The organism is Brevundimonas terrae, assembly GCF_011761985.1.
GTDB lineage: Bacteria > Pseudomonadota > Alphaproteobacteria > Caulobacterales > Caulobacteraceae > Brevundimonas > Brevundimonas terrae.
Genome location: NZ_JAASQT010000006.1, coordinates 1 through 19,029 on the forward strand (window position 1 = coordinate 1; position 19,029 = coordinate 19,029).

Sequence of the window (19,029 nt, forward strand, 5' to 3'; positions counted from 1 at the left end):
TTTCGATCTTTCTCAGAACCGATCCCGAAGAACCAAACCCCTGAAAATCCAGATACACAGTAGCATCCAGAAGGCTGACCCCGCCGCCGAACCGCCCCGTGGGGCAGCGCGTCGTTGAGCGAGACGGCGGTATAGGCGGGTGGTTTCGAGTCCACAACCGATTCCTTCGTCGATTCCGAACTTTCTCACGAACCATGAATCGCTGGACCTGAGTCCGTAAGCCTCACCCATATATCCCATACATATGGTGTGCTTTATATATAGAGAGAGAGAGGGACGCCAGCTCTCGCTCGCGCCCCTCCCCTACATCCTTAGAGCACCGCGCGCCTAGAAGCGCTTGGTCAGAGACACACCCCACAGACGGGGATCCAGCGTGAACACATTGGTGGTCAGCATGGAATCGTCGCTGTTGGTGAAGGCATCTACGATAGGTGCGTCATCGAACAGGTTTTTGACATACGCCTGAACAGCGAGATTGCGCTCTGGGAGTTCCCAGGTTGCCGACAGGTTCACATTGTCCCACCCCCGAATTTCATCATACTCGGTGTTGTAGACACGGAAATAGCTATCCGCTTGACGGTAATAATCCCCGCGCAGAGTCAATTCCGAACCGGAGAAGTGCCAAGTGTACTGAGCACCGATGTTCACAGTCCACCGAGGCGCATTGGGAAGCTCGTTACCCGAAATATCCGCCTCGAAGCCGCGACCACCATTCGGCGCATCGGTCAGAGGATTATATTCCAGCCCCGTCCAGAAATCATATTGATAGACAATCGAATCCGCCGGGAAGTCCGGGCTGAAAGATCCAATGCGTTTCGATCCACCGCACAGCGCGGACAAGGCATATGATTGTAGCGAGTTTGTAATGGGGTGGGCATAGATAGCCTCTACCATGTGCTTAGGCGCGATGCAGTTAGATGGCACCTGCACCCACGGACGGACAACCAACCAATCCTCATTCCCCTGCGTACGGTTCATTACATCAATCGAACCTTCGCCATCACCAATCCGGGTTTTCAGGAAGCCCACATTGGCATCCATGCGGAAGTTTGGTGTCGGCCGCCAGATGGCTTCGAACTCTACCCCCGCCGAGGTAGCGTCAAAATTCTCGTTCAGCGAGATACGGTCAACGATCTGCGAAACCTGATAGTCCGTATAGTCATAATAGAAAGCCGTGACGTTCAGACCGAAACTGCCCGTCGAGTTCAGGAATTTGGAGCCAACCTCGAAGGCATTCACATATTCAGGCTCAAAGGTTTCAGCCAATGGCTGATATTGAACAACCAGCGGATTGATCCCCGCCCGAGGCGGGTTCGTACCGCCCCCCTTATAGCCACGGCTATAGGATGCGTAGAGCATCAGACCATCAACCGGTTTCCAGTCAAAGACAGCTCGCCCGGTAAGCGCTTCCCAGCTCTGTTTCACTTCGGGATCTGCCGGATAGCCCCGTACAGACGAGCCCCCCGAAAGAGGACCGAAGCCCAGAGAATCCAATGAACCTAGAAGCAACTGGCTGGGGTATGGCGTCGTCGTTTTGGTATCATCGGTATAGCGCAGACCAATAGTCAAACGCTTGTTATCGCCAATGTCCCAATAGCCCTCACCGAACACAGCCCAAGATTGGGTATGAACTTCATTTTTGCTTCTGAAATAGTTATGGCCATCGCCAGCAAGATTGTCGATCGACGAATAATCTACATAGATACATTCATCTACAGACCCATCTGTGCATTTTCTGGTTTCAATTTTGTTGAGTTGCCCAGGAATAACGCGCCCATAAAAATATTCGGCAAGATAATTAAATGTATTATTGAATACAAAATAATCATCTTGAGTTTTAAAATCTAGATAGTTCGCACCAAGTATAAAATTGAAACCTCCATCAAGATCAGATTGTATACGGAACTCCTGATACCACTGTCTATTATCCGATCGGCTTAAATCAACTGACTCCATGCGGCGGGAAGCCCCCAATTGAGGGTCAGTATAGTAACCATCTGGCGCAGGTCCACCGATCATAGGATTCCCAAATACATCCTGAAGACCATCACTGCTGTTGAAAATCTCGTTCGACATGTATCGGGCATAGTCCTGCGTCGCCCAGAACTCGTCCTTTGAATACGCTGTTTGCGAATAAAGACGCAGTTTCTCGTTGATATACAATTCCAGGTTCAATTGGACAACATCGTTAGTTGCCACATAGCGCGGATCATAGGCGGTCGCGATTTCACGCAGGTTTTTCGACTGTGTAACCCCTGCATAGGGATCAAGCGCACTACCGACTGCACCAACGGATTCACCAAAAAACTCTCCTGGCGCAGGTGGCTTGCTACCCAGGCCAATACTATTCAGCATAAACATCTGGGCCATGCCGGCACCATTTGGTGCACTATAGGCAGCGTCGTCATACAATGAGCCCGGCAGACAGCCCTGACTGAAACGGCCCTGGGTTTCAGCTGGAATATCGGTCGATCCGATCCGCGTCATACTGGGCGCACGCGTACAAAGCTGTTTACCCGTACGAAGACGATCATCGTCTTCCTCAAAATGCTCCCAGAGCAGATTGGCGCGGAAACGGTCCGTTGGTTCCCACGCCGCAGACAGGCGCGTTGACCATAATTCGCGCCCGTTCACATCCTCGTCTTTAAAGGTATTGTGATCGAAGCCGTCGCGCGACGTGATGCTGCCTGCTGCGCGCACCCAGAAGGTGTCGGTCAGCGGGATGTTGATCATGGCCTGACCGCGCAGGGTGCCATAATTTCCTACCTCGGCCTTGGCCAACGCCTCGAAGTCCGGCCCCGGCAGGTTGGGGAGCATGTTCACCACGCCTGCCGTCGCGTTACGGCCGTACAGCGTGCCTTGCGGACCGCGCAGAACCTCGACGCGGCTCACATCCAGATATTCCGATTCGAACAGGCGGTTACGCAGCAAGGGCGTGTTGTTGAAGCTGACCGCCACAGCAGGGTCGGAAGCTGCAGAGAGCGCCTTTGTGCCGATACCGCGAATGGCAAAATTATACATAGAGAAGTTGGATTTCGAGAAGGTCACGTTCGGAACAGCCCTCAGGAGCTCCGAACCGCCTTCAATCTTCATGGCATCCAGATTTTCAGCACTGAAGGCCGAAACCGCAATCGGCACGTCGCGAATCGACTGCTCACGTTTCTGGGCTGTGACGATGATTTCATCGACGACCGTCGGTCCTGCATCTTGTGCATTTGCGAGCTGGGAATATCCGCTCGTCAGAGCGAGCACAGAAGCCGTAACTACCCACTTGGTGTGAGCGCGCTTGATTTGCGCCATGCGATTTAAACCTCCCCTTGTGGACGCAGACGCAGTTGCGTTGCCTCCTTGTCTCCGTCTGATTTCTGGGACGCGACCGGACGGATCAGCCACATACCTGCGGTTTATCAATCCATCTACTCACTCAACTGTCAATACCTGTTTACATCGTTGTCTAATAGGATTTGCGTGGTGAGACGGACAGGGCACAGACAAAAAAGGGGCCGCCCCGAAGGACGGCCCAGGATAGCGCCGGAGTCTGACGCACTAGCAGGATTGATGGGACGGCGAGGATGCCGATACCGTTCCACCACGCCCCGGTTCGGAGAAAACGAAGCCTGCTGAAAATGACATTGCTTACTGTGATGTCAATATTGACGAACGGTTTTTTTATCGCTTAGTCTGTTTCATAAAATCTGTTCTCGGCCCCCACCGATTTCGCCACTCACAGCCGCGAGGAAGCCGTCATGGATGCCGATGTCATTATAGTAGGCGCAGGCTTGGCCGGACTGGTGGCCGCGCACGAACTGCGCCGCAAGGGACGCCGTGTGGCTCTGGTCGATCAGGAGAACGCCAATAATCTGGGCGGTCAGGCCTTCTGGTCCTTCGGCGGCCTGTTTCTGGTCGACAGCCCCGAGCAAAGACGCCTCGGCGTGCGCGACAGCCTCGATCTGGCATGGCGGGACTGGCGTGGCAGTGCCGGATGGGACCGGCTGGAAGGCCCGCAAGACGAAGACTATTGGGCCAAGCAATGGGGCCGCGCCTATGTCGAGTTTGCCGCGGGCGAAAAGCGCCACTGGCTCAGGGACAATGGCATCAGCCTGACCCCCATGGTGGGGTGGGCCGAGCGCGGATCGGGTCGCGCCGATGGTCACGGCAATTCGGTGCCGCGTTTTCACGTCGCATGGGGCACCGGCACCGGTGTTTCCGAGCCTTTCGCACAAAGCGCCCGCGAGGCCGCAGAGGCCGGAACCCTTACCTTCTACCACCGTCATCAGGTCGATGATCTGATTGTCGAGGCCGGTCGGGTAACCGGCGTGACCGGCACGGCACTGGCCCCCGACAATGCCGCACGGGCCATGCCTTCTAACCGGACAGCGGTCGGCAGCTTTACTCTACGCGCCCCTGCGGTTGTGCTTGCGACGGGCGGCATTGGCGGCAATCACGAACTGGTCCGCAAATACTGGCCCGCCCGCCTTGGCAAACCGCCACGGCAGATGATCACCGGCGTTCCCGCCCATGTGGATGGCCGGATGCTGGACATTGCCGAACAGGCCGGTGGCCGCATCGTGAACCGCGATCGCATGTGGCACTATGTCGAAGGCGTCAAAAACTGGGATCCCGTCTGGCCAAAGCATGCCATCCGCATCCTGCCCGGACCGTCGCCCCTATGGCTGGATGCGCTGGGGCGGCGTCTGCCCTTCCCCGCCCTGCCCGGTTACGACACCGTGGCGACGCTGAAATATCTGCGCACCACGCCCGATATCGCCGAACACGACCATAGCTGGTTCATCGTCACCCGCGATATCATGGCCAAGGAGTTCGCCCTGTCGGGGTCGGAGCAAAACCGCGACATCACCGACCGCAAGAAACTGGCCGTTTTCAAGTCGCGCCTGTCGTCACAACCGCCCGTCGAGGTCGAGGCCTTCCGCCAGAAGGGCGAGGACTTTGTCACCGCCGAAACGCTGGAAGAGCTGGTGGCCAAGATGAACGGCCTGACCGACGCTCCGCTGCTGGATGCCGCCCTGATCCGTCGTCAGATCGAGGACCGCGACGCGCAGGTGGACAACCCCTATGCCAAGGATGTGCAGATACAGGGCATCCATAACAGCCGTCGCTATCTAGGCGACCGACTGGCCCGCACCACCAAGCCGCACAAACTGTTGGACCCGAAACACGGCCCGCTGATCGGCATCAAACTGCATACATTGACGCGCAAATCTCTGGGCGGATTACAGACCGATCTGTCATCGCGCGTCCTTCGTCCTGACGGAACTGTGTTCGAGGGCCTGTACGCCGCGGGCGAAGCCGCTGGTTTCGGCGGCGGAGGTGTGCATGGATACAATGCTCTGGAGGGGACCTTCCTCGGGGGCTGTATCTTTTCCGGCCTGAACGCCGGACGCGACCTGAACGGGACGCTCTGATTACGGCCGCACTAGGCGGCACCTATAAATCAACCGCGCCGGATCATACGTCCGGCTCCATACGGCTGCGGGGAGGCAGACGTTTATGGATTCATCCATTGTACTGATCGGGCTTCCGGTTGCGCTGGGCATTATCATGTTCGGCCTCGGACTGGATTTGACGCCCGCAGATTTTGTACGTGTCGCCCAAAGGCCCAAGGCCGCCGTCGTCGCTCTGGGCTGTCAGCTTCTGTTGCTGCCTTTGGTTTGTTTCGGGCTGTGTATCGCTTTTGGCCTGCCACCCCTGATGGCCGTGGGCATGATGTTGCTGGCGGCATCGCCGGGAGGCACCACGGCTAACCTCTATAGCCACCTGTTCCGTGGCGATGTCGCCCTGAATATCAGCCTGACCGCGATCAACTCGGTGATTGCCGTCGTCACCCTGCCGATCATCGTCAATCTGGCCGTAGCCTATTTCCAGCCCGGCGACATGCAGGTCGGTCTGCAGTTCAAAAAGACGCTCGAAGTCTTTCTGATTGTGCTGGTGCCCGTTGCTATCGGCATGACAGTGCGTCGTTTCTATCCCCGCTTTGCCCGCGCCATGGACAAGCCGGTACGGCTGGGTTCGATCCTGATCCTAACCGTGGTCATTCTGGGTGCCGCCCTGTCCGGTCGTGAAGCCCTGATGCAGCATCTGGGCAGTCTGGTCGGGATTGTGGTTCTGTTCTGCCTGCTCAGCCTGTCGCTTGGCTTCTTCGTGCCACGTTTGCTGAAAATCCCCCATAAGCAGGCCGTCGCCAGTGCCTTCGAGGTGGGACTGCACAATGCCACCTTGGCCATTGTCATCGCCCAGTCGGTCCTGCGCAGCCCCGAGATGAGCCTGCCCGCCGCCATATACGGGGTGATGATGTTCCCGCTGGCCGCTGCCTTCGGTGTCGTCCTGACACGGCGCGGACCAGCCTCCTGAAAGCATGAAGGCCGATAGCCATGCGCTATCGGCCTTCACTTTATATATAGTCAGTGCGCAGCGTTCTCAGGCTGCCTTGGCCCCCGCATAGGCATTGCGCAATTCTGCCGGTACCCGATTATAAAGATACGGTTCGGGGATCCTGAGAGCGCGCCTTGCTTCATCCAGCGGCATAGCCATCAGGGCGGCATAGTCCTGTTCAGGCAACCACGCCGCCTTGCGACCATCACGCCATGCCTGCCACACGGCCCGCGCACACGGATAACCGGTGCGGGCGCGGGCAAACTGCATCCCCACGGCAAAGGCGATGACACCAAAACCCTTGCTGCGGGTTTGCGGCAGCGAAAACGCCACCAGACAGCCTTCGCCCAGCGCATTGGCCCCGTATCCGGTCAGCACATGCCAGACATCATGCACGTCGCGCAGACGGCGAGCATACCAGGCATGGGGGTGGGCCGCCTCGATCTCGCTGTCGACGACCTTGCGGCTTTCATCCACCAAGCCGTAGGCCGAAAAGTTCTGCGCCTCGATAAAATCCAGATAGGCGCGGCCCAAACTGCCCTGCGGCAGGCTGCGCAAGTAATTGTGATCCTGAAAGACATCGGCCAGTTCTGTACGCTGATAGGCCGCCACACCCCCTACGGGTGACGCCAACATGCGGCGATACCCCCACTGGGTCGAACGGCCCACCAAAGCATTCATGATTTCAAATACCTGCTCGGTATCATCCTTGTCCGCGATCAGCCTGCGGACAGCCTTCAGGGCGCGCAAAGGCTGCATTGTCTTGCGGATATGGGCGGACGCAGGGCGTGAAGGGGTGCCCGTATCATGCAAAATTTCCGCTACGGAAACTTGAGCCGTGAGTGTCGCCACTTGAAGTCCCTCCTGTTTGGGGCTTAAGACACATTATCTACAGGGATGTCATTTACACCAATGTCAATTGAAGCACAAGCCCGCCCGCGTCGTCGTCGTCGCACGCCCGCAGAAGCGCGTCGTGAAGCCTTGACCGAAGCTCGCACCCTGCTGCTCAGCGGCGGGCCGGATGCCGTGACCCTGTCGGCCGTGGCGGGCCGTATCGGCGTGACACACGCCAACCTGATCCACCATTTCGGCTCTGCCGGCGGCCTGCAATCGGCGCTGATGGGCTCGATGGTTCACGATCTGGCCAGCGCCATTCAAGATGCGGTGGAACGCCTGCGTACCGACGATGGTGCACCGCTCGAAGTCGTCAATGCCGTGTTCGAGGCCTTCTCGGCTGGCGGAGCCGGACGACTGGCGGCATGGATCGTCCTGTCGGGGGACCTGTCCCATCTAGAGCCTGTGCGTATTGCCGTTCAGGATCTGGTCAAGGCCATCGATACCAAGATCGGCAATGGCGACCGCCTGCCGCCCAAGGCCATCGGCGCGGCAGTACTGTTCATCGCCCTGACCGCCTTTGGCGAAGCCCTGATCGGTCCGCCCCTGCGCGATATGCTGGATCAGGACGAGGATGCCAGCCGCAACGTCGTGGCCCAACTTCTTCCCGGCTTTTTAGCCAAAAACAGCGTTTCATCCTGAAACTGACGCCCAAGGCGTCAATTCGCCTCACCTTTACAGGCTGAAGCGTCCTTTTTTTTCGTACTCTGGCGATTTAGTGATCGGACAGGGGCGGTCCTCTTTGTTAGAAAACAAAGGCAACCGTGGTTTCCTTAAACCACGGACACTGCCCCACATTTCGGATACGCCGCACCAGACCGTATCCATACCCATATTTTCTTCCTGTCGCAGGGCTTCCCCTGCATCCTAAATTTCGGAGACGCGCCCGCGGATGAATCAGGCTCTCTTGCTGCTGATACCCTTTGCCACCCCGTTTATTGCAGCAATTGCGGCAAGTTTCTTGCCGACCAAGGCCCGAAATGCCGCCGCGACACTGGCCTCTGCCGCATCCCTGATCGGCGTCATCGCGCTACTTTGCCTCTATCCGGTCATTGCATCGGGTCAGGTCGCGCGCTTCGCCGTCGAGTGGCTGCCCACTCTGGATATCGCTTTCCGCCTGCGCCTTGACGGTTTTGCGTGGCTGTTTGCCCTGATTGTTCAGGCCATCGGCGCATTGGTCGTGCTGTATGCCCGATACTATATGTCGCCCGAAGATCCGGTCCCGCGTTTCTTCTCGTTCCTGATGGCCTTTATGGGGGCCATGACGGGCGTGGTCATGTCCGGCGACATGATCCAGCTGGTCCTGTTCTGGGAACTGACCAGCTTCTTCTCCTTCCTGCTGATCGGCTACTGGAACCACTCGGAATCGGCCCAGAACGGCGCACGCATGGCGCTGACGGTCACGGCTCTGGGCGGGCTGTGCCTGCTGGCCGGTGTCGTGGTGCTGGGGCGTATCGTCGGCAGTTTCGACATGGATGTCGTGCTGGCCTCGGCTGATCTCGTCAAGAACAGTCCGCTCTATCTTCCGGCCCTGTGCCTGATCCTGATGGGGGCCCTGACCAAGAGCGCCCAGTTCCCGTTCCATTTCTGGCTGCCCCGCGCCATGGCCGCCCCCACCCCCGTCAGTGCCTATCTGCACTCGGCCACCATGGTGAAGGCAGGTGTCTTCCTGCTGGTGCGTTTCTGGCCTGTTCTCGCTGGCACCCCGGAATGGGGCTACATCGTCGGCGGGGCGGGTATGTTCACCCTGCTGTTCGGCGCATGGACCGCCGTGTTCCAGAACGACCTGAAGGGTCTTCTGGCCTATTCCACCATCAGCCATCTGGGCCTGATTACCCTGCTGCTGGGCATGGGCACGCCGCTGGCTCTGGTGGCCGCCATCTTCCACATCGTCAACCACGCCACCTTCAAGGCCTCGCTGTTCATGGCCGCCGGTGTGATCGACCACGAGACCGGCACGCGCGACCTGCGTAAACTGTCGGGCCTTCGTAAAACCATGCCCTATACGGCGGCACTGGCCATTGTCGCCGCCGCCGCCATGGCCGGCGTGCCTTTGCTGAACGGCTTCCTGTCCAAGGAAATGTTCCTTGCCGAAGCCCTGCAGGCTCCCGAGGGCCGCGACTTCTCGCTGATGGTGCCCATCCTTGCGACCGTGGCCAGCGCGCTGTCGGTTCTGTACTCGGTGCGTTTCATCCATCAGGTCTTCTTTGGCCCGCCCGCGACAGACCTGCCCAAGTCCCCGCATGAGCCGCCGCGCTGGATGCGCTTCCCGATCGAGCTTCTGGTTCTGATCTGCGTGGTTGTCGGCACCATTCCGGCCCTGACGATTGCGCCGGTGCTCGGCTTTGCGGTCAAGTCGGTACTGGGTGACGCCACCCCCTATTACAGCCTGTCGATCTGGCATGGTTTCAACCTGCCGCTGCTGATGAGCTTCATCGCCCTGATCGGCGGCACTACGGCCTATGTGCTGTTTGGCAAGCGTATCAACCGTGCCGACAAGGCATGGATTGTCGGTCGTTTCAGCGGCGCACGCGCCTTTGAACGCGCCATGCGCTGGCTGAACATCAGCGCCGAATGGATGGTGCTGCAACTCGGCTCCAAAAAGCAGCAGTGGCGTATTCGTGTGCTGGTCATTGCCGCCATCCTTGCCGGACTTGTCGCCGCAGGCTTTGGCGGTCTGGGCATGAAGGAAGCGGGCATCACCATCCAGCGCCCCGGCATCGGCTTTACCCTGATCTGGATCGTCGCCAGTGTTTGCGCGCTGGCCGCCGCATGGCAGGCAAAATACCATCGTCTCGCCGCCGTCATCCTGATGGCCGGATGCGGTGTGGTCAGCGCCCTGACCTTTGTGTGGTTCTCGGCCCCCGATCTGGCCGTGACCCAGATACTGGTGGAAATCGTCACCGGCGTTCTTCTACTGCTTGGCCTGCGCTGGCTGCCGAAACGCTCGGTCGCCATGGCACCGTCCAAGACCGACTTCGCTTCGCGCCGTCGCCGTGCCATGGACATTGCCATTGCCACGCTGGCCGGTCTGGGTATGGCGGTCATGGCCTTTGCCGTTATGACCCGCCCCGGTGGCAGCCACCTGTCCAGCTTCCTGCTGGAAGAATCCTATCCGCGCGGCGGCGGGCGCAATGTCGTCAACGTGCTGCTGGTCGACTTCCGCGCCTTTGACACGCTGGGCGAGATCACGGTTCTGGGCATTGTGGCCCTGACCATCTGGGCCTTGCTGCGTCGCTTCCGTCCTGCCGAAGAAAGCCGTGGCATTACCGAACAGCGCCGCGTTCAGGACCGTCACGACAAGCAGCACGAACAGCGCCAGTCGGGCGATACCCTGCGCGAGACCATGCTGATCCCGTCGGTCGTGATGAAGTGGACCTTCCCCTTCATCATCCTTTTGGCCCTGCATCTGTTCCTGCGCGGTCACGACCTGCCGGGCGGTGGCTTTGCGGCCGGCGTCGCCATGTCCGTGGCCTTTATCCTGCAATACATGGCCGAGGGTGCCCGCTGGGTTGAGGAACGCCTGCGTATCCGCCCGCTCTACTGGATTGGCGGCGGTCTGTTGATCACCACCCTGACCGGCATGGCCTCGTGGTTGTTCAACTATCCGTTCCTGACCACCTATTTCCAGTATGGCAGCCTGCCATGGGTCGAGAAGGTGCCACTGGCCACCGCCGTCATCTTCGATCTGGGCGTTGCCCTGCTGGTGGTTGGAGCCACCGTGCTGATGCTGACCGCTATCGCCCACCAATCCTTGCGTACCGCCCGTGAAATCGAGCCGGTCAAAGCGCCAGAGGAGGGCGTCTGATGGAAATCATTCTGGCCATCGGCATTGGCATCCTGACCGCTTCGGGCGTCTGGCTGCTGCTGCGCCCGCGAACCTTTCAGGTCATTATCGGCCTTGGCCTGCTGGGCTATGCCGTCAACCTGTTCATCTTTGCCATGGGCCGCCTCAAGGCCGGTGCGCCGCCACTGGTGCATCCGGGCAAGGTAGACACCTCGGCCTATGCCGATCCCGTTCCACAGGCACTGGTGCTGACGGCCATCGTCATCTCCTTTGCCCTGACCGCCCTTTATCTGGTTGTGCTCCTGACTGCCCGCGGCATCACCGGCACCGACCATGTTGACGGGCATGAAGCCGAATGACGCCGTCACTCCTCGAACACCTCACCATCCTGCCCATTATCCTGCCCCTGATGGCAGCGGCCATCATGCTGCTGCTCAAGGAGCAGCGCTACAAGACCAAGGCGACCCTCAGTCTGGCCGTCTGTGCCGCCATTCTCGGCACGGCCCTGTTGCTGCTTCAGGAAGCCAGTGTCGGCGGATCGGGCGGCAGCGATACGGCCCGCGTCTATAGTCTGGGTAACTGGGCCGCACCGTTCGGTATCGTTCTGGTGGCCGACCGCCTGTCCACCCTGATGCTGGCCCTGATTGCCGTCGTCGGTGCGGCGGGTCTGATCTTTGCACTGGCCCGCTGGGACCGTGCAGGGCCGCGTTTCCACGCCCTTTATCTGTTGCTGATAATGGGGGTGAATGGCGCGGTTCTGACCGGCGACCTGTTCAACCTGTTCGTCTTCTTCGAAGTCATGCTAGCCGCCTCCTACGGGCTGTTGCTGCATGGCTCGGGCGAAAAGCGCGTGCGGGCCGGACTGGGCTATGTCGCCATCAACCTGACCGCCTCGCTATTCTTCCTGATCGGGGTGGCCCTAGTCTATGGCACGGTCGGTGCGCTGAACATGGCCGACCTTGCGGCGCGTGTGCCCTATATCGCCGCCGAAGACCGCGCTCTTTTCGAAGCCGGTTGCGCCATTCTCGGTATCGCCTTCCTCATCAAGGCCGCAGCATGGCCTTTGGGTCTGTGGTTGCCGGGCGCCTATTCCGCCGCCAGTGCGCCGGTCGCCGCCGTCTTTACCCTGCTGTCCAAGGTCGGGGTCTATGTGCTGCTGCGCCTGTCGATGCTGATGTTCCACCCCGACAGCGGTGACAGTGCGGGTCTGGGCCAGTCGGTGCTTCTGGTACTGGGTCTGGCCACGGTGATCTTTGGCGGCGCGGGCGTCATTGCCGCCCAGCGTCTGGAACGGGTCATCGGCTATGCCGTCATGGCCTCGTCCGGCACCGTGCTGGCCATTGTCGGTCTGGGTCAGGCCAATGCCCTTGGTGGCGCGCTCTTCTATATGACGGCCTCGACACTGGCTTCGGCCGCCCTGTTCCTGATCGCCGAGATTCTGGTGCGCGGCGAAGACCGTGCCGCGATCGGCAGTGATGCCTTTTTCGATGACGAATATACCGACCCGTTCGAGGCCGACGATGTCGAAGAGGTGGGACGTGTCATGCCCCGCTCGCTGGCCCTGCTGGGTGCCTTCTTTGCGCTGGCGGCTCTGGTGGTTGCGTCCATGCCGCCTCTGGCCGGATTTATCGGCAAGCTGGGCATCTTTATCGGCCTTCTCGAAGGCGAGGGGGCCAGCCTGCCCGCCAGTTGGTGGGTGATCGGCATCCTGACCTTCTCCAGCTTCGCCACCCTGCTGGCCCTTGTCCGCTTTGGCATCGAAGGCTTCTGGAAGCGTGACGAGAGCCATGCCCTCGCCGTGCGAAGCCCCGAATTCGTGGCGATTGGCGGGCTGATAGCCTGCTGCGTGTGGTTGACCATCGCGGGCGGCGCGGCCCTGTCCTATACCGAACATACCGGTGACTGGCTGACCCGCCCCGGCGACTATGTCGCTGCCGTGCTGAAAGGGCGCCTGTGATGATCGCCAGAATTTCGCAAAGGGTTTTCCAGCAGATCCTGCCGCACCCCATCCTGTCGGTGGCGCTGTTCATGGTCTGGATGTTGATGTCCTCGCCCGCCGGAACCGGCCACGCCACCATCGCCCTGATTGTCGCGCTTCTGGTGCCGCAGGTCATGCGGGCGCTGGAACCGGACAGGGTCAGGGTCCGCAGTCCGCTGGCCATCATACGTTTGCTCTGGCGACTGTTCCTCGACGTTCTCGCCTCCAACTGGAACACGGCCAGAATCGTCCTCGGGTATCGCAAGCGGACACGCAAGGCCGGCTTCGTCAACATCCAGCTGGAATGCAGCAACCGCTATGCGCTGGCCTGTCTGGCCATCATCGTCACCAGCACGCCGGGCACCACATGGGTCCAGTATGACCGCTATTCGCGCGTCCTGTTGCTGCACGTTCTGGACCTGCGCGACGAGGATGACTGGAAGGCGATCCTCCATGACCGCTACGAGAGCCTGCTGATGGAGATCTTCCCATGACACCTGCGGCTATTGTCTATTGGGGCACCGGCTTCGCACAGGTGGTGCTGGCCCTGTCCATGCTGGTAAGCGCGTGGCGCATCCTGATCGGGCCGCGCGCTCAGGACAGGGTGCTGGGTCTGGATACGCTGTACCTGAATGCCATGCTGCTGATCCTCGTCCACTGCATTCGCATGTCGCTGACCGCCTATTTCGAGGCCGCCCTGATTCTGGCCATCATCGGCTTTACGTCCACAGTCGCACTGGCCAAATTCCTGATGCGCGGCGAGGTGATCGAATAATGCTGACCGCTCCCGCACACATGCCCGACCTGCCCATGTGGGCCGCTATTGCCGTCACCGCCCTTTGTATTTTTGGCGCGCTACTGGCCTTGGTGGGAAGCATCGGCCTCAAGACGCTCAAAACCATGTATGAGCGACTGCACGCGCCGACGATGGCCTCGACACTGGCCATGGCCACCATCGTTGCGGCCATGATTATCTATTTCAGCTTTGCCGAAGGGCGTCTGACGCTCAAGCCTCTGCTGATCGCGATCTTCCTGACGGTGACCACGCCCGTCACCATGACCCTGCTGGCCCGCGCCTCCATCTACAGGGACCGTGTCGAGGGCCGCGAAGGCGTCCCCAAGGACGACATGTAATCAAATCCAAAAGGCCGGAAGCCAGTACTTCCGGCCTTTTTATTACGCGGTGGCCTTTCCTTACCGAAGGTTCACTTGCACCCTCAAGCACATCTGTTTGAGTGCGCCCCAAACTACGCGCAGGGGGCCTTATGCTGTCGATCACCAATCTCACCCACATCTATGCCAATGGCACACGCGCATTGGACGATGTGTCCCTAGAGATTCCACGCGGCATGTTCGGCCTGCTGGGTCCGAACGGGGCGGGCAAGTCCACCCTGATGCGGACCATTGCCACCCTGCAATCGCCCTCCTCGGGCAGCATCAAGTTCGGCGAACTCGACGTCATCAAAGAACCGGAAATGCTGCGCCGGACCCTTGGCTATCTGCCGCAGGATTTCGGCGTTTATCCGCGCGTTTCGGCCTATGACATGCTGGACCACATGGCCATCCTCAAGGGCATCAGCTCGGGCAAGGAGCGCAAGGACACGGTCGAGACCCTGCTCAACCAGGTCAATCTGTGGAATGTCCGCAAGAAGGCCATTGCCGGTTTCTCGGGCGGTATGCGCCAGCGTTTCGGCATTGCGCAGGCCCTGATCGGCAATCCGCAACTGATCATCGTCGATGAACCCACCGCCGGTCTGGACCCCGAAGAGCGCAACCGCTTCCTGAACCTGCTGGCCGAGATCGGCGAGAATGTGGTCATCATCCTGTCCACCCACATCGTCGAAGATGTCGCCGACCTGTGCCCGCGCATGGCCGTTCTGGCCGGTGGCCGCATCCAGCTTGAAGGCGCGCCTCAAGACCTGATCGGCAGCCTGAAGGGCCGCGTCTGGCGCACCGCCATCGAGAAGGCCGAACTGGAAGATTACCGCCAGCGCTATGAGGTCATCTCGACGCGCCTGTTTGCCGGTCGCACCTTGATCCACGTCCTGTCCGACACCTCGCCGGGTGCGGCATTCGAGCCGGTCAGCGGCAATCTCGAAGACGTTTACTTCTCGACGCTCAGCGCCTCGCGCCGCGTCCCTGCCGCCGCCTGATCGGGAGCAAACCATCATGCTCTTCAAAATCGCGGCCTTTGAATTCCGCTATCAATTGCGACAGCCCACCTTCTGGGTTGTCACCATCCTGTTCGGCCTGCTCAGCTTCGGCGTCATGGCCGCCAGCGACAATATCCGCGTCGGTGGCACGGGCGGCAATGTCTATATCAATGCCGCCTCGGCCATCATTACCGTCCATAGCATCCTGAATCTGTTCTTCCTGCTGGGGGCCGTCGGGCTGGTGGCCAATGCTGTGTCGCGTGACACCACCACCGGCTATGGCCCGCTGATCAATGCCACGCCCATCACGCGCTTCGACTATGTTCTGGGCCGTTTTGCAGGCTCGTTCCTTGCCGCTGCCCTCGCCTATTCCAGCATCAGTATCGGCCTGATCTTCGGCTCCTTCATGCCGTGGATCGATCCCGAAACTGTGCAGGCCCTGCGCCTTGGCGACTATGCCTATGCCTATCTGGTCTTTGGCTTGCCCGGTGTGTTCTTCACCTCGGCTGTGGTCTTCAGCCTCGCCACCCTGACCCGCTCGATGATGGCCAGCTATGTCGGCGCTGTCGGCCTGATCATCCTCTATTTCGTCGTCACCTCGACCCTGTTGTCCAAGCCGGAAATGCGCGAACTGGGCAGCTGGCTGGAGCCTCTGGGTATCGGGGCTTTTGCCGAAATCACCCGCTATTGGACGCCCGCCCAAAAGAACACCCAGCTTCCCGAACTGACCGGCGTCCTCTTGGGCAACCGTCTGTTGTGGACCGGTGTCGGCATGGCCTTCCTTGGTGCCGCCGTCGCCTTCTACAGCCGTGCCACGCGCGGTAACTCGGAAAAGAAACAGGCCAAACTGCAAAAGGCCGAGAAAAAGGCCATCGCCCACGCTCCGCAGGCCCGCCCGCTGGCCAGTGGCCGTTATGGCTTTGCCCAGTCCGTCACCCAGTTCATCGCCCGCACGCGCTTTGAAATGGGCCTGATCTTCAAGAGCCCTGCCTATCTGGTGCTGATGCTGTTCGGCTTCCTGATGGCCATCACCACCCTGTTGTTCGGGGGCGAGATGTACGGGGTGAAGACCTTCCCCGCCACGCGCGACGTCATCCAGATGCTGCAAGGCTCCTTCTCGCTGGTGACGATTGTGATCGCCATCTACTATTCGGGCGAGCTGGTCTGGCGTGATCAGGACCGCAAAATCCACGAGATCGTCGACTCCACCCCCGCTGCCGACTGGACCTTCATGGTGCCCAAGGTGATGGGTCTGGCTCTGGTACTGATCTCGACACTGGCCCTGTCGGTGTTTGCCGGTCTGATCGCCCAGATCGTGCGCGGCTGGTACCAGTTCGAGCTGGGCAAATACCTGTTCTGGTATGTCCTGCCTGACAGCATCGGCCTGATCATGATGGCGGTCCTGTCGATCTTCGTACAGTCGCTGTCGCCGAACCGCTTTGTCGGCTGGGCCATTATGGTGGTCTATATCATCTTCACCATTGTCGCCTCGGGCTTTGGCTGGGACCACTATCTGTACAACTTCGCGTCGTGGCCTTCGGTCCCGCTGTCGGACCTGAACGGCACCGCCGGTTTCCACACCATCACATTACCTGCCGTCCTTTACTGGGCAGCGTTCAGCATCATGCTGCTGGTGGCGACCTTCGCCCTGTGGCGTCGTGGTGCCGAGACACGCTTCAAGCCACGCTTCCAGCGTGCGCCGCGTCGCCTGCTGGGCAGTGCCGGTATCATCGGCGGAGCGTCTCTGGCGGCCTTCATCGGCCTTGGCGTGCTGGTCTATGTGAATACCAATGTCTGGAACACCTACGAGCACAAGAATGCCGCCGAGGCCCGCATGGCCGACCGCGAAAAGCAGCTTCTAGCCTTCGAGAACACGCCCCAGCCGACCGTCAAAGACGTCAAGCTGGACATCAAGCTGTTCCCGCATGACCGCTATATGACCACGACCGGCAGCTATGTGGTCGAGAACACCACCGACAAGCCCATCCCTGCCGTACATCTGGGCTGGCCGCGCGATACCGAGATGAAGATCGAGGTCGAGGGTGCCAAGCTGGATCGCGAGTGGAAGCAGCACCAGTACCGCATCTACCGCTTCGACACCCCGCTGCAACCGGGCGAGAAACGCACCATCACGTTCGACAGCCGGTATGGCCAGCGCGGTTTCGGCGTCGGCTATCTGATGACCAGCATCGTGGACAACGGCACCTTTGTGAACAACGGTGCCTTTGCCCCCTCGATCGGTATGGATCGTGGCGGCCTGCTGAGCGACCGCACCAAGCGCCGCAAATTCGGTCTGCCGGACGAGTTGCGCATGCGTGACCTGAACGACCCGCAAGGTCTGCTGCATAACTATATCGGTGCCGACTGGGTCAATTCGGACATCACCGTCTCCACCGTGGCCGACCAGACGCCGATCGCGCCGGGCTACAAGATGTCCGACACGACGGCCAATGGCCGCCGCACCGCGCGCTTTGTCTCCGAAGCCCCGATCCTGCACTTCTTCTCGGTGCAGTCGGCCGCCTATGAAGTCGCCAAGAAGACCCACAACGGTATCTCGCTGGAGGTCTATCACCACCCGACGCATGGTGTTCATGCGCCGCGCATGCTGACCGCACTGGAAAAGAGCCTCGACTATTATCAGTCGGCCTTTGGCCCCTACCAGTTCCGTCAGGCCCGCATCATCGAGTTCCCCGGCTATAGCTCCTTCGCGCAAGCCTTTGCGAACACGATGCCGTACTCCGAGAGCATCGGCTTCAATGCCGATCTGCGTAAACCCGATGCCATCGACTATGTGACCTTCGTCACCGCGCACGAGCTGGCGCACCAGTGGTGGGCGCACCAGATCGTCGGTGCCAATGTGCAAGGCGCGACAACCCTGTCCGAAACCCTTGCCGAATATTCGGCCCTGATGGTGATGGAGAAGATGTATGGTCAGGAACAGATCCGTCGCTTCCTGAAATACGATCTCGACAACTATCTGTCGGCGCGCGGTTCGGAGCGTCTGGGCGAGTTCCCGCTGGAACGTGTCGAGGCCGGTCAGGGCTATATCCACTATCGCAAGGGCGGCCATGTGCTTTACCTGCTGCGTGACCAGCTTGGCGAGGACGTGGTCAACCGCGCCCTGTCCAAACTGCTGGCCGCGCACAAGTTCGGCTCTGCGCCCTATCCGCGCTCGGTGGACCTGATCGCCGCGCTCAAGGCCGAGGCTCCGGCTGAAAAGCACGCCCTGATCACCGACCTGATGGAAAAGATCACCCTCTATGATCTGAAAGTCACCTCGACCCGCGCCACCCGTCGTGCCGACGGCAAGTGGGACGTTGTTCTGCAAATCGAGGCGCGTAAACTCTATGCCGACGACAAGGGCAACGAGAAGACCGCGCCGCTCGACGAGCAGATGGAGATCGGCCTTCTGATGAGCGAGCCGGGCATGGGCGTCATTGCGCCCAAGGACATCGTGCTTCTGGAACGCCACAATATCCGCAGCGGCCCGCAAACCCTGCGCCTTGTGGCTAACTCCAAGCCGAAGTTTGCCGTCATCGACCCGTTCACCCGCTGGATCGATCGCGATGCGAGCAACAACATAAAGCCCGTAGAATAGGCTGACGAACCGGACAGGTTCATTTCTCCCCTGCCAACCTGTCCCCTAAAAGGGCGCTCATCCGGGCGCCCTTTTTCTTGGGCGCACAAAAAGGCCGGAAGCCCTTGCGGGACTTCCGGCCAAGTCGGGTTCACCTGCCCGAACAACTTCATCAGCAAGAGCGAGGGGAGAAGATTGTTCATCGCGTTAATCGGAATGCAGGGCATTGATATAGATCATGCACGAACCG

13 protein-coding genes are annotated in these 19,029 nt (G+C 59.9%); 11 read left to right on the plus strand and 2 right to left on the minus strand.

The annotated features are described in order from the left end of the window. Window positions 1-327 precede the first annotated feature (327 nt). A complete protein-coding gene (locus FHS64_RS12060) occupies window positions 328-3,300 on the minus strand; it encodes a TonB-dependent receptor (RefSeq protein ID WP_167178643.1) in 2,973 nt (990 codons plus the stop codon). A 446-nt stretch (window positions 3,301-3,746) separates the two neighbouring features. On the opposite strand from FHS64_RS12060, the gene FHS64_RS12065 reads away from it, so the two are divergent. Both FHS64_RS12065 and FHS64_RS12070 read left to right on the plus strand, forming a co-directional pair. Next, window positions 3,747-5,423, plus strand: a complete 1,677-nt coding sequence (locus FHS64_RS12065; RefSeq protein WP_167178645.1) for an FAD-binding dehydrogenase — start codon at window positions 3,747-3,749, stop codon at window positions 5,421-5,423. Between the two features lie 85 nt (window positions 5,424-5,508). Beyond that, entirely contained in the window at window positions 5,509-6,369 is an 861-nt protein-coding gene (locus FHS64_RS12070) for a bile acid:sodium symporter family protein (protein WP_167178647.1), read from the plus strand. A gap of 66 nt (window positions 6,370-6,435) precedes the next feature. Here the strand turns inward: FHS64_RS12070 and FHS64_RS12075 are convergent, their stop codons facing one another. Then, a complete protein-coding gene (locus tag FHS64_RS12075; RefSeq protein ID WP_341771151.1) occupies window positions 6,436-7,242 on the minus strand; it encodes a Coq4 family protein in 807 nt (268 codons plus the stop codon). Window positions 7,243-7,302: 60 nt separating this feature from the next. On the opposite strand from FHS64_RS12075, the gene FHS64_RS12080 reads away from it, so the two are divergent. The 9 genes from FHS64_RS12080 (at window position 7,303) to FHS64_RS12120 (ending at window position 18,800) form a co-directional block, all read left to right on the plus strand. Further along, complete coding sequence (locus tag FHS64_RS12080; protein WP_167178649.1) at window positions 7,303-7,926, plus strand: TetR/AcrR family transcriptional regulator; 624 nt, start codon at window positions 7,303-7,305, stop codon at window positions 7,924-7,926. A 250-nt stretch (window positions 7,927-8,176) separates the two neighbouring features. Continuing rightward, window positions 8,177-11,092 carry a monovalent cation/H+ antiporter subunit A gene (locus FHS64_RS12085; RefSeq protein WP_167178651.1) on the plus strand — a complete coding sequence of 972 codons (2,916 nt, stop codon included), beginning with the start codon at window positions 8,177-8,179 and terminating at the stop codon, window positions 11,090-11,092. Then, window positions 11,092-11,430 (plus strand): Na+/H+ antiporter subunit C, encoded by a 339-nt coding sequence (locus tag FHS64_RS12090; protein WP_167178653.1) that lies wholly within the window; start codon window positions 11,092-11,094, stop codon window positions 11,428-11,430. The genes FHS64_RS12085 and FHS64_RS12090 overlap by 1 nt, the downstream gene beginning before the upstream one ends. Further along, window positions 11,427-13,028: a monovalent cation/H+ antiporter subunit D gene (locus FHS64_RS12095; RefSeq protein WP_167178655.1), complete on the plus strand. Its 1,602-nt coding sequence runs from the start codon at window positions 11,427-11,429 to the stop codon at window positions 13,026-13,028. Before FHS64_RS12090 ends, FHS64_RS12095 begins: the two co-directional genes overlap by 4 nt. Then, on the plus strand, window positions 13,028-13,543 hold the full coding sequence (locus FHS64_RS12100) for a Na+/H+ antiporter subunit E (RefSeq protein WP_167178657.1): 516 nt from the start codon (window positions 13,028-13,030) through the stop codon (window positions 13,541-13,543). The genes FHS64_RS12095 and FHS64_RS12100 overlap by 1 nt, the downstream gene beginning before the upstream one ends. Next, entirely contained in the window at window positions 13,540-13,824 is a 285-nt protein-coding gene (locus FHS64_RS12105) for a K+/H+ antiporter subunit F (RefSeq protein ID WP_167178659.1), read from the plus strand. The genes FHS64_RS12100 and FHS64_RS12105 overlap by 4 nt, the downstream gene beginning before the upstream one ends. Continuing rightward, window positions 13,824-14,183, plus strand: a complete 360-nt coding sequence (mnhG, locus tag FHS64_RS12110; RefSeq protein WP_208380949.1) for a monovalent cation/H(+) antiporter subunit G — start codon at window positions 13,824-13,826, stop codon at window positions 14,181-14,183. The genes FHS64_RS12105 and mnhG overlap by 1 nt, the downstream gene beginning before the upstream one ends. A 131-nt stretch (window positions 14,184-14,314) precedes the next feature. Then, window positions 14,315-15,202 (plus strand): ABC transporter ATP-binding protein, encoded by an 888-nt coding sequence (locus FHS64_RS12115; protein WP_167178661.1) that lies wholly within the window; start codon window positions 14,315-14,317, stop codon window positions 15,200-15,202. A 16-nt stretch (window positions 15,203-15,218) separates the two neighbouring features. After that, window positions 15,219-18,800, plus strand: a complete 3,582-nt coding sequence (locus FHS64_RS12120) for an ABC transporter permease/M1 family aminopeptidase (RefSeq protein ID WP_167178663.1) — start codon at window positions 15,219-15,221, stop codon at window positions 18,798-18,800. Window positions 18,801-19,029 lie beyond the last annotated feature (229 nt).

Bases quoted from the DNA above. Each gene is read 5' to 3' on its own strand.
- FHS64_RS12060 (WP_167178643.1), bottom strand. From the start codon at position 3,300: ATGGCGCAAATCAAGCGCGCTCACACCAAGTGGGTAGTTACGGCTTCT.
- FHS64_RS12065 (WP_167178645.1), top strand. From the start codon at position 3,747: ATGGATGCCGATGTCATTATAGTAGGCGCAGGCTTGGCCGGACTGGTG.
- FHS64_RS12070 (WP_167178647.1), top strand. From the start codon at position 5,509: ATGGATTCATCCATTGTACTGATCGGGCTTCCGGTTGCGCTGGGCATT.
- FHS64_RS12080 (WP_167178649.1), top strand. From the start codon at position 7,303: ATGTCAATTGAAGCACAAGCCCGCCCGCGTCGTCGTCGTCGCACGCCC.
- FHS64_RS12085 (WP_167178651.1), top strand. From the start codon at position 8,177: ATGAATCAGGCTCTCTTGCTGCTGATACCCTTTGCCACCCCGTTTATT.
- FHS64_RS12090 (WP_167178653.1), top strand. From the start codon at position 11,092: ATGGAAATCATTCTGGCCATCGGCATTGGCATCCTGACCGCTTCGGGC.
- FHS64_RS12095 (WP_167178655.1), top strand. From the start codon at position 11,427: ATGACGCCGTCACTCCTCGAACACCTCACCATCCTGCCCATTATCCTG.
- FHS64_RS12100 (WP_167178657.1), top strand. From the start codon at position 13,028: ATGATCGCCAGAATTTCGCAAAGGGTTTTCCAGCAGATCCTGCCGCAC.
- FHS64_RS12105 (WP_167178659.1), top strand. From the start codon at position 13,540: ATGACACCTGCGGCTATTGTCTATTGGGGCACCGGCTTCGCACAGGTG.
- mnhG (WP_208380949.1), top strand. From the start codon at position 13,824: ATGCTGACCGCTCCCGCACACATGCCCGACCTGCCCATGTGGGCCGCT.
- FHS64_RS12115 (WP_167178661.1), top strand. From the start codon at position 14,315: ATGCTGTCGATCACCAATCTCACCCACATCTATGCCAATGGCACACGC.
- FHS64_RS12120 (WP_167178663.1), top strand. From the start codon at position 15,219: ATGCTCTTCAAAATCGCGGCCTTTGAATTCCGCTATCAATTGCGACAG.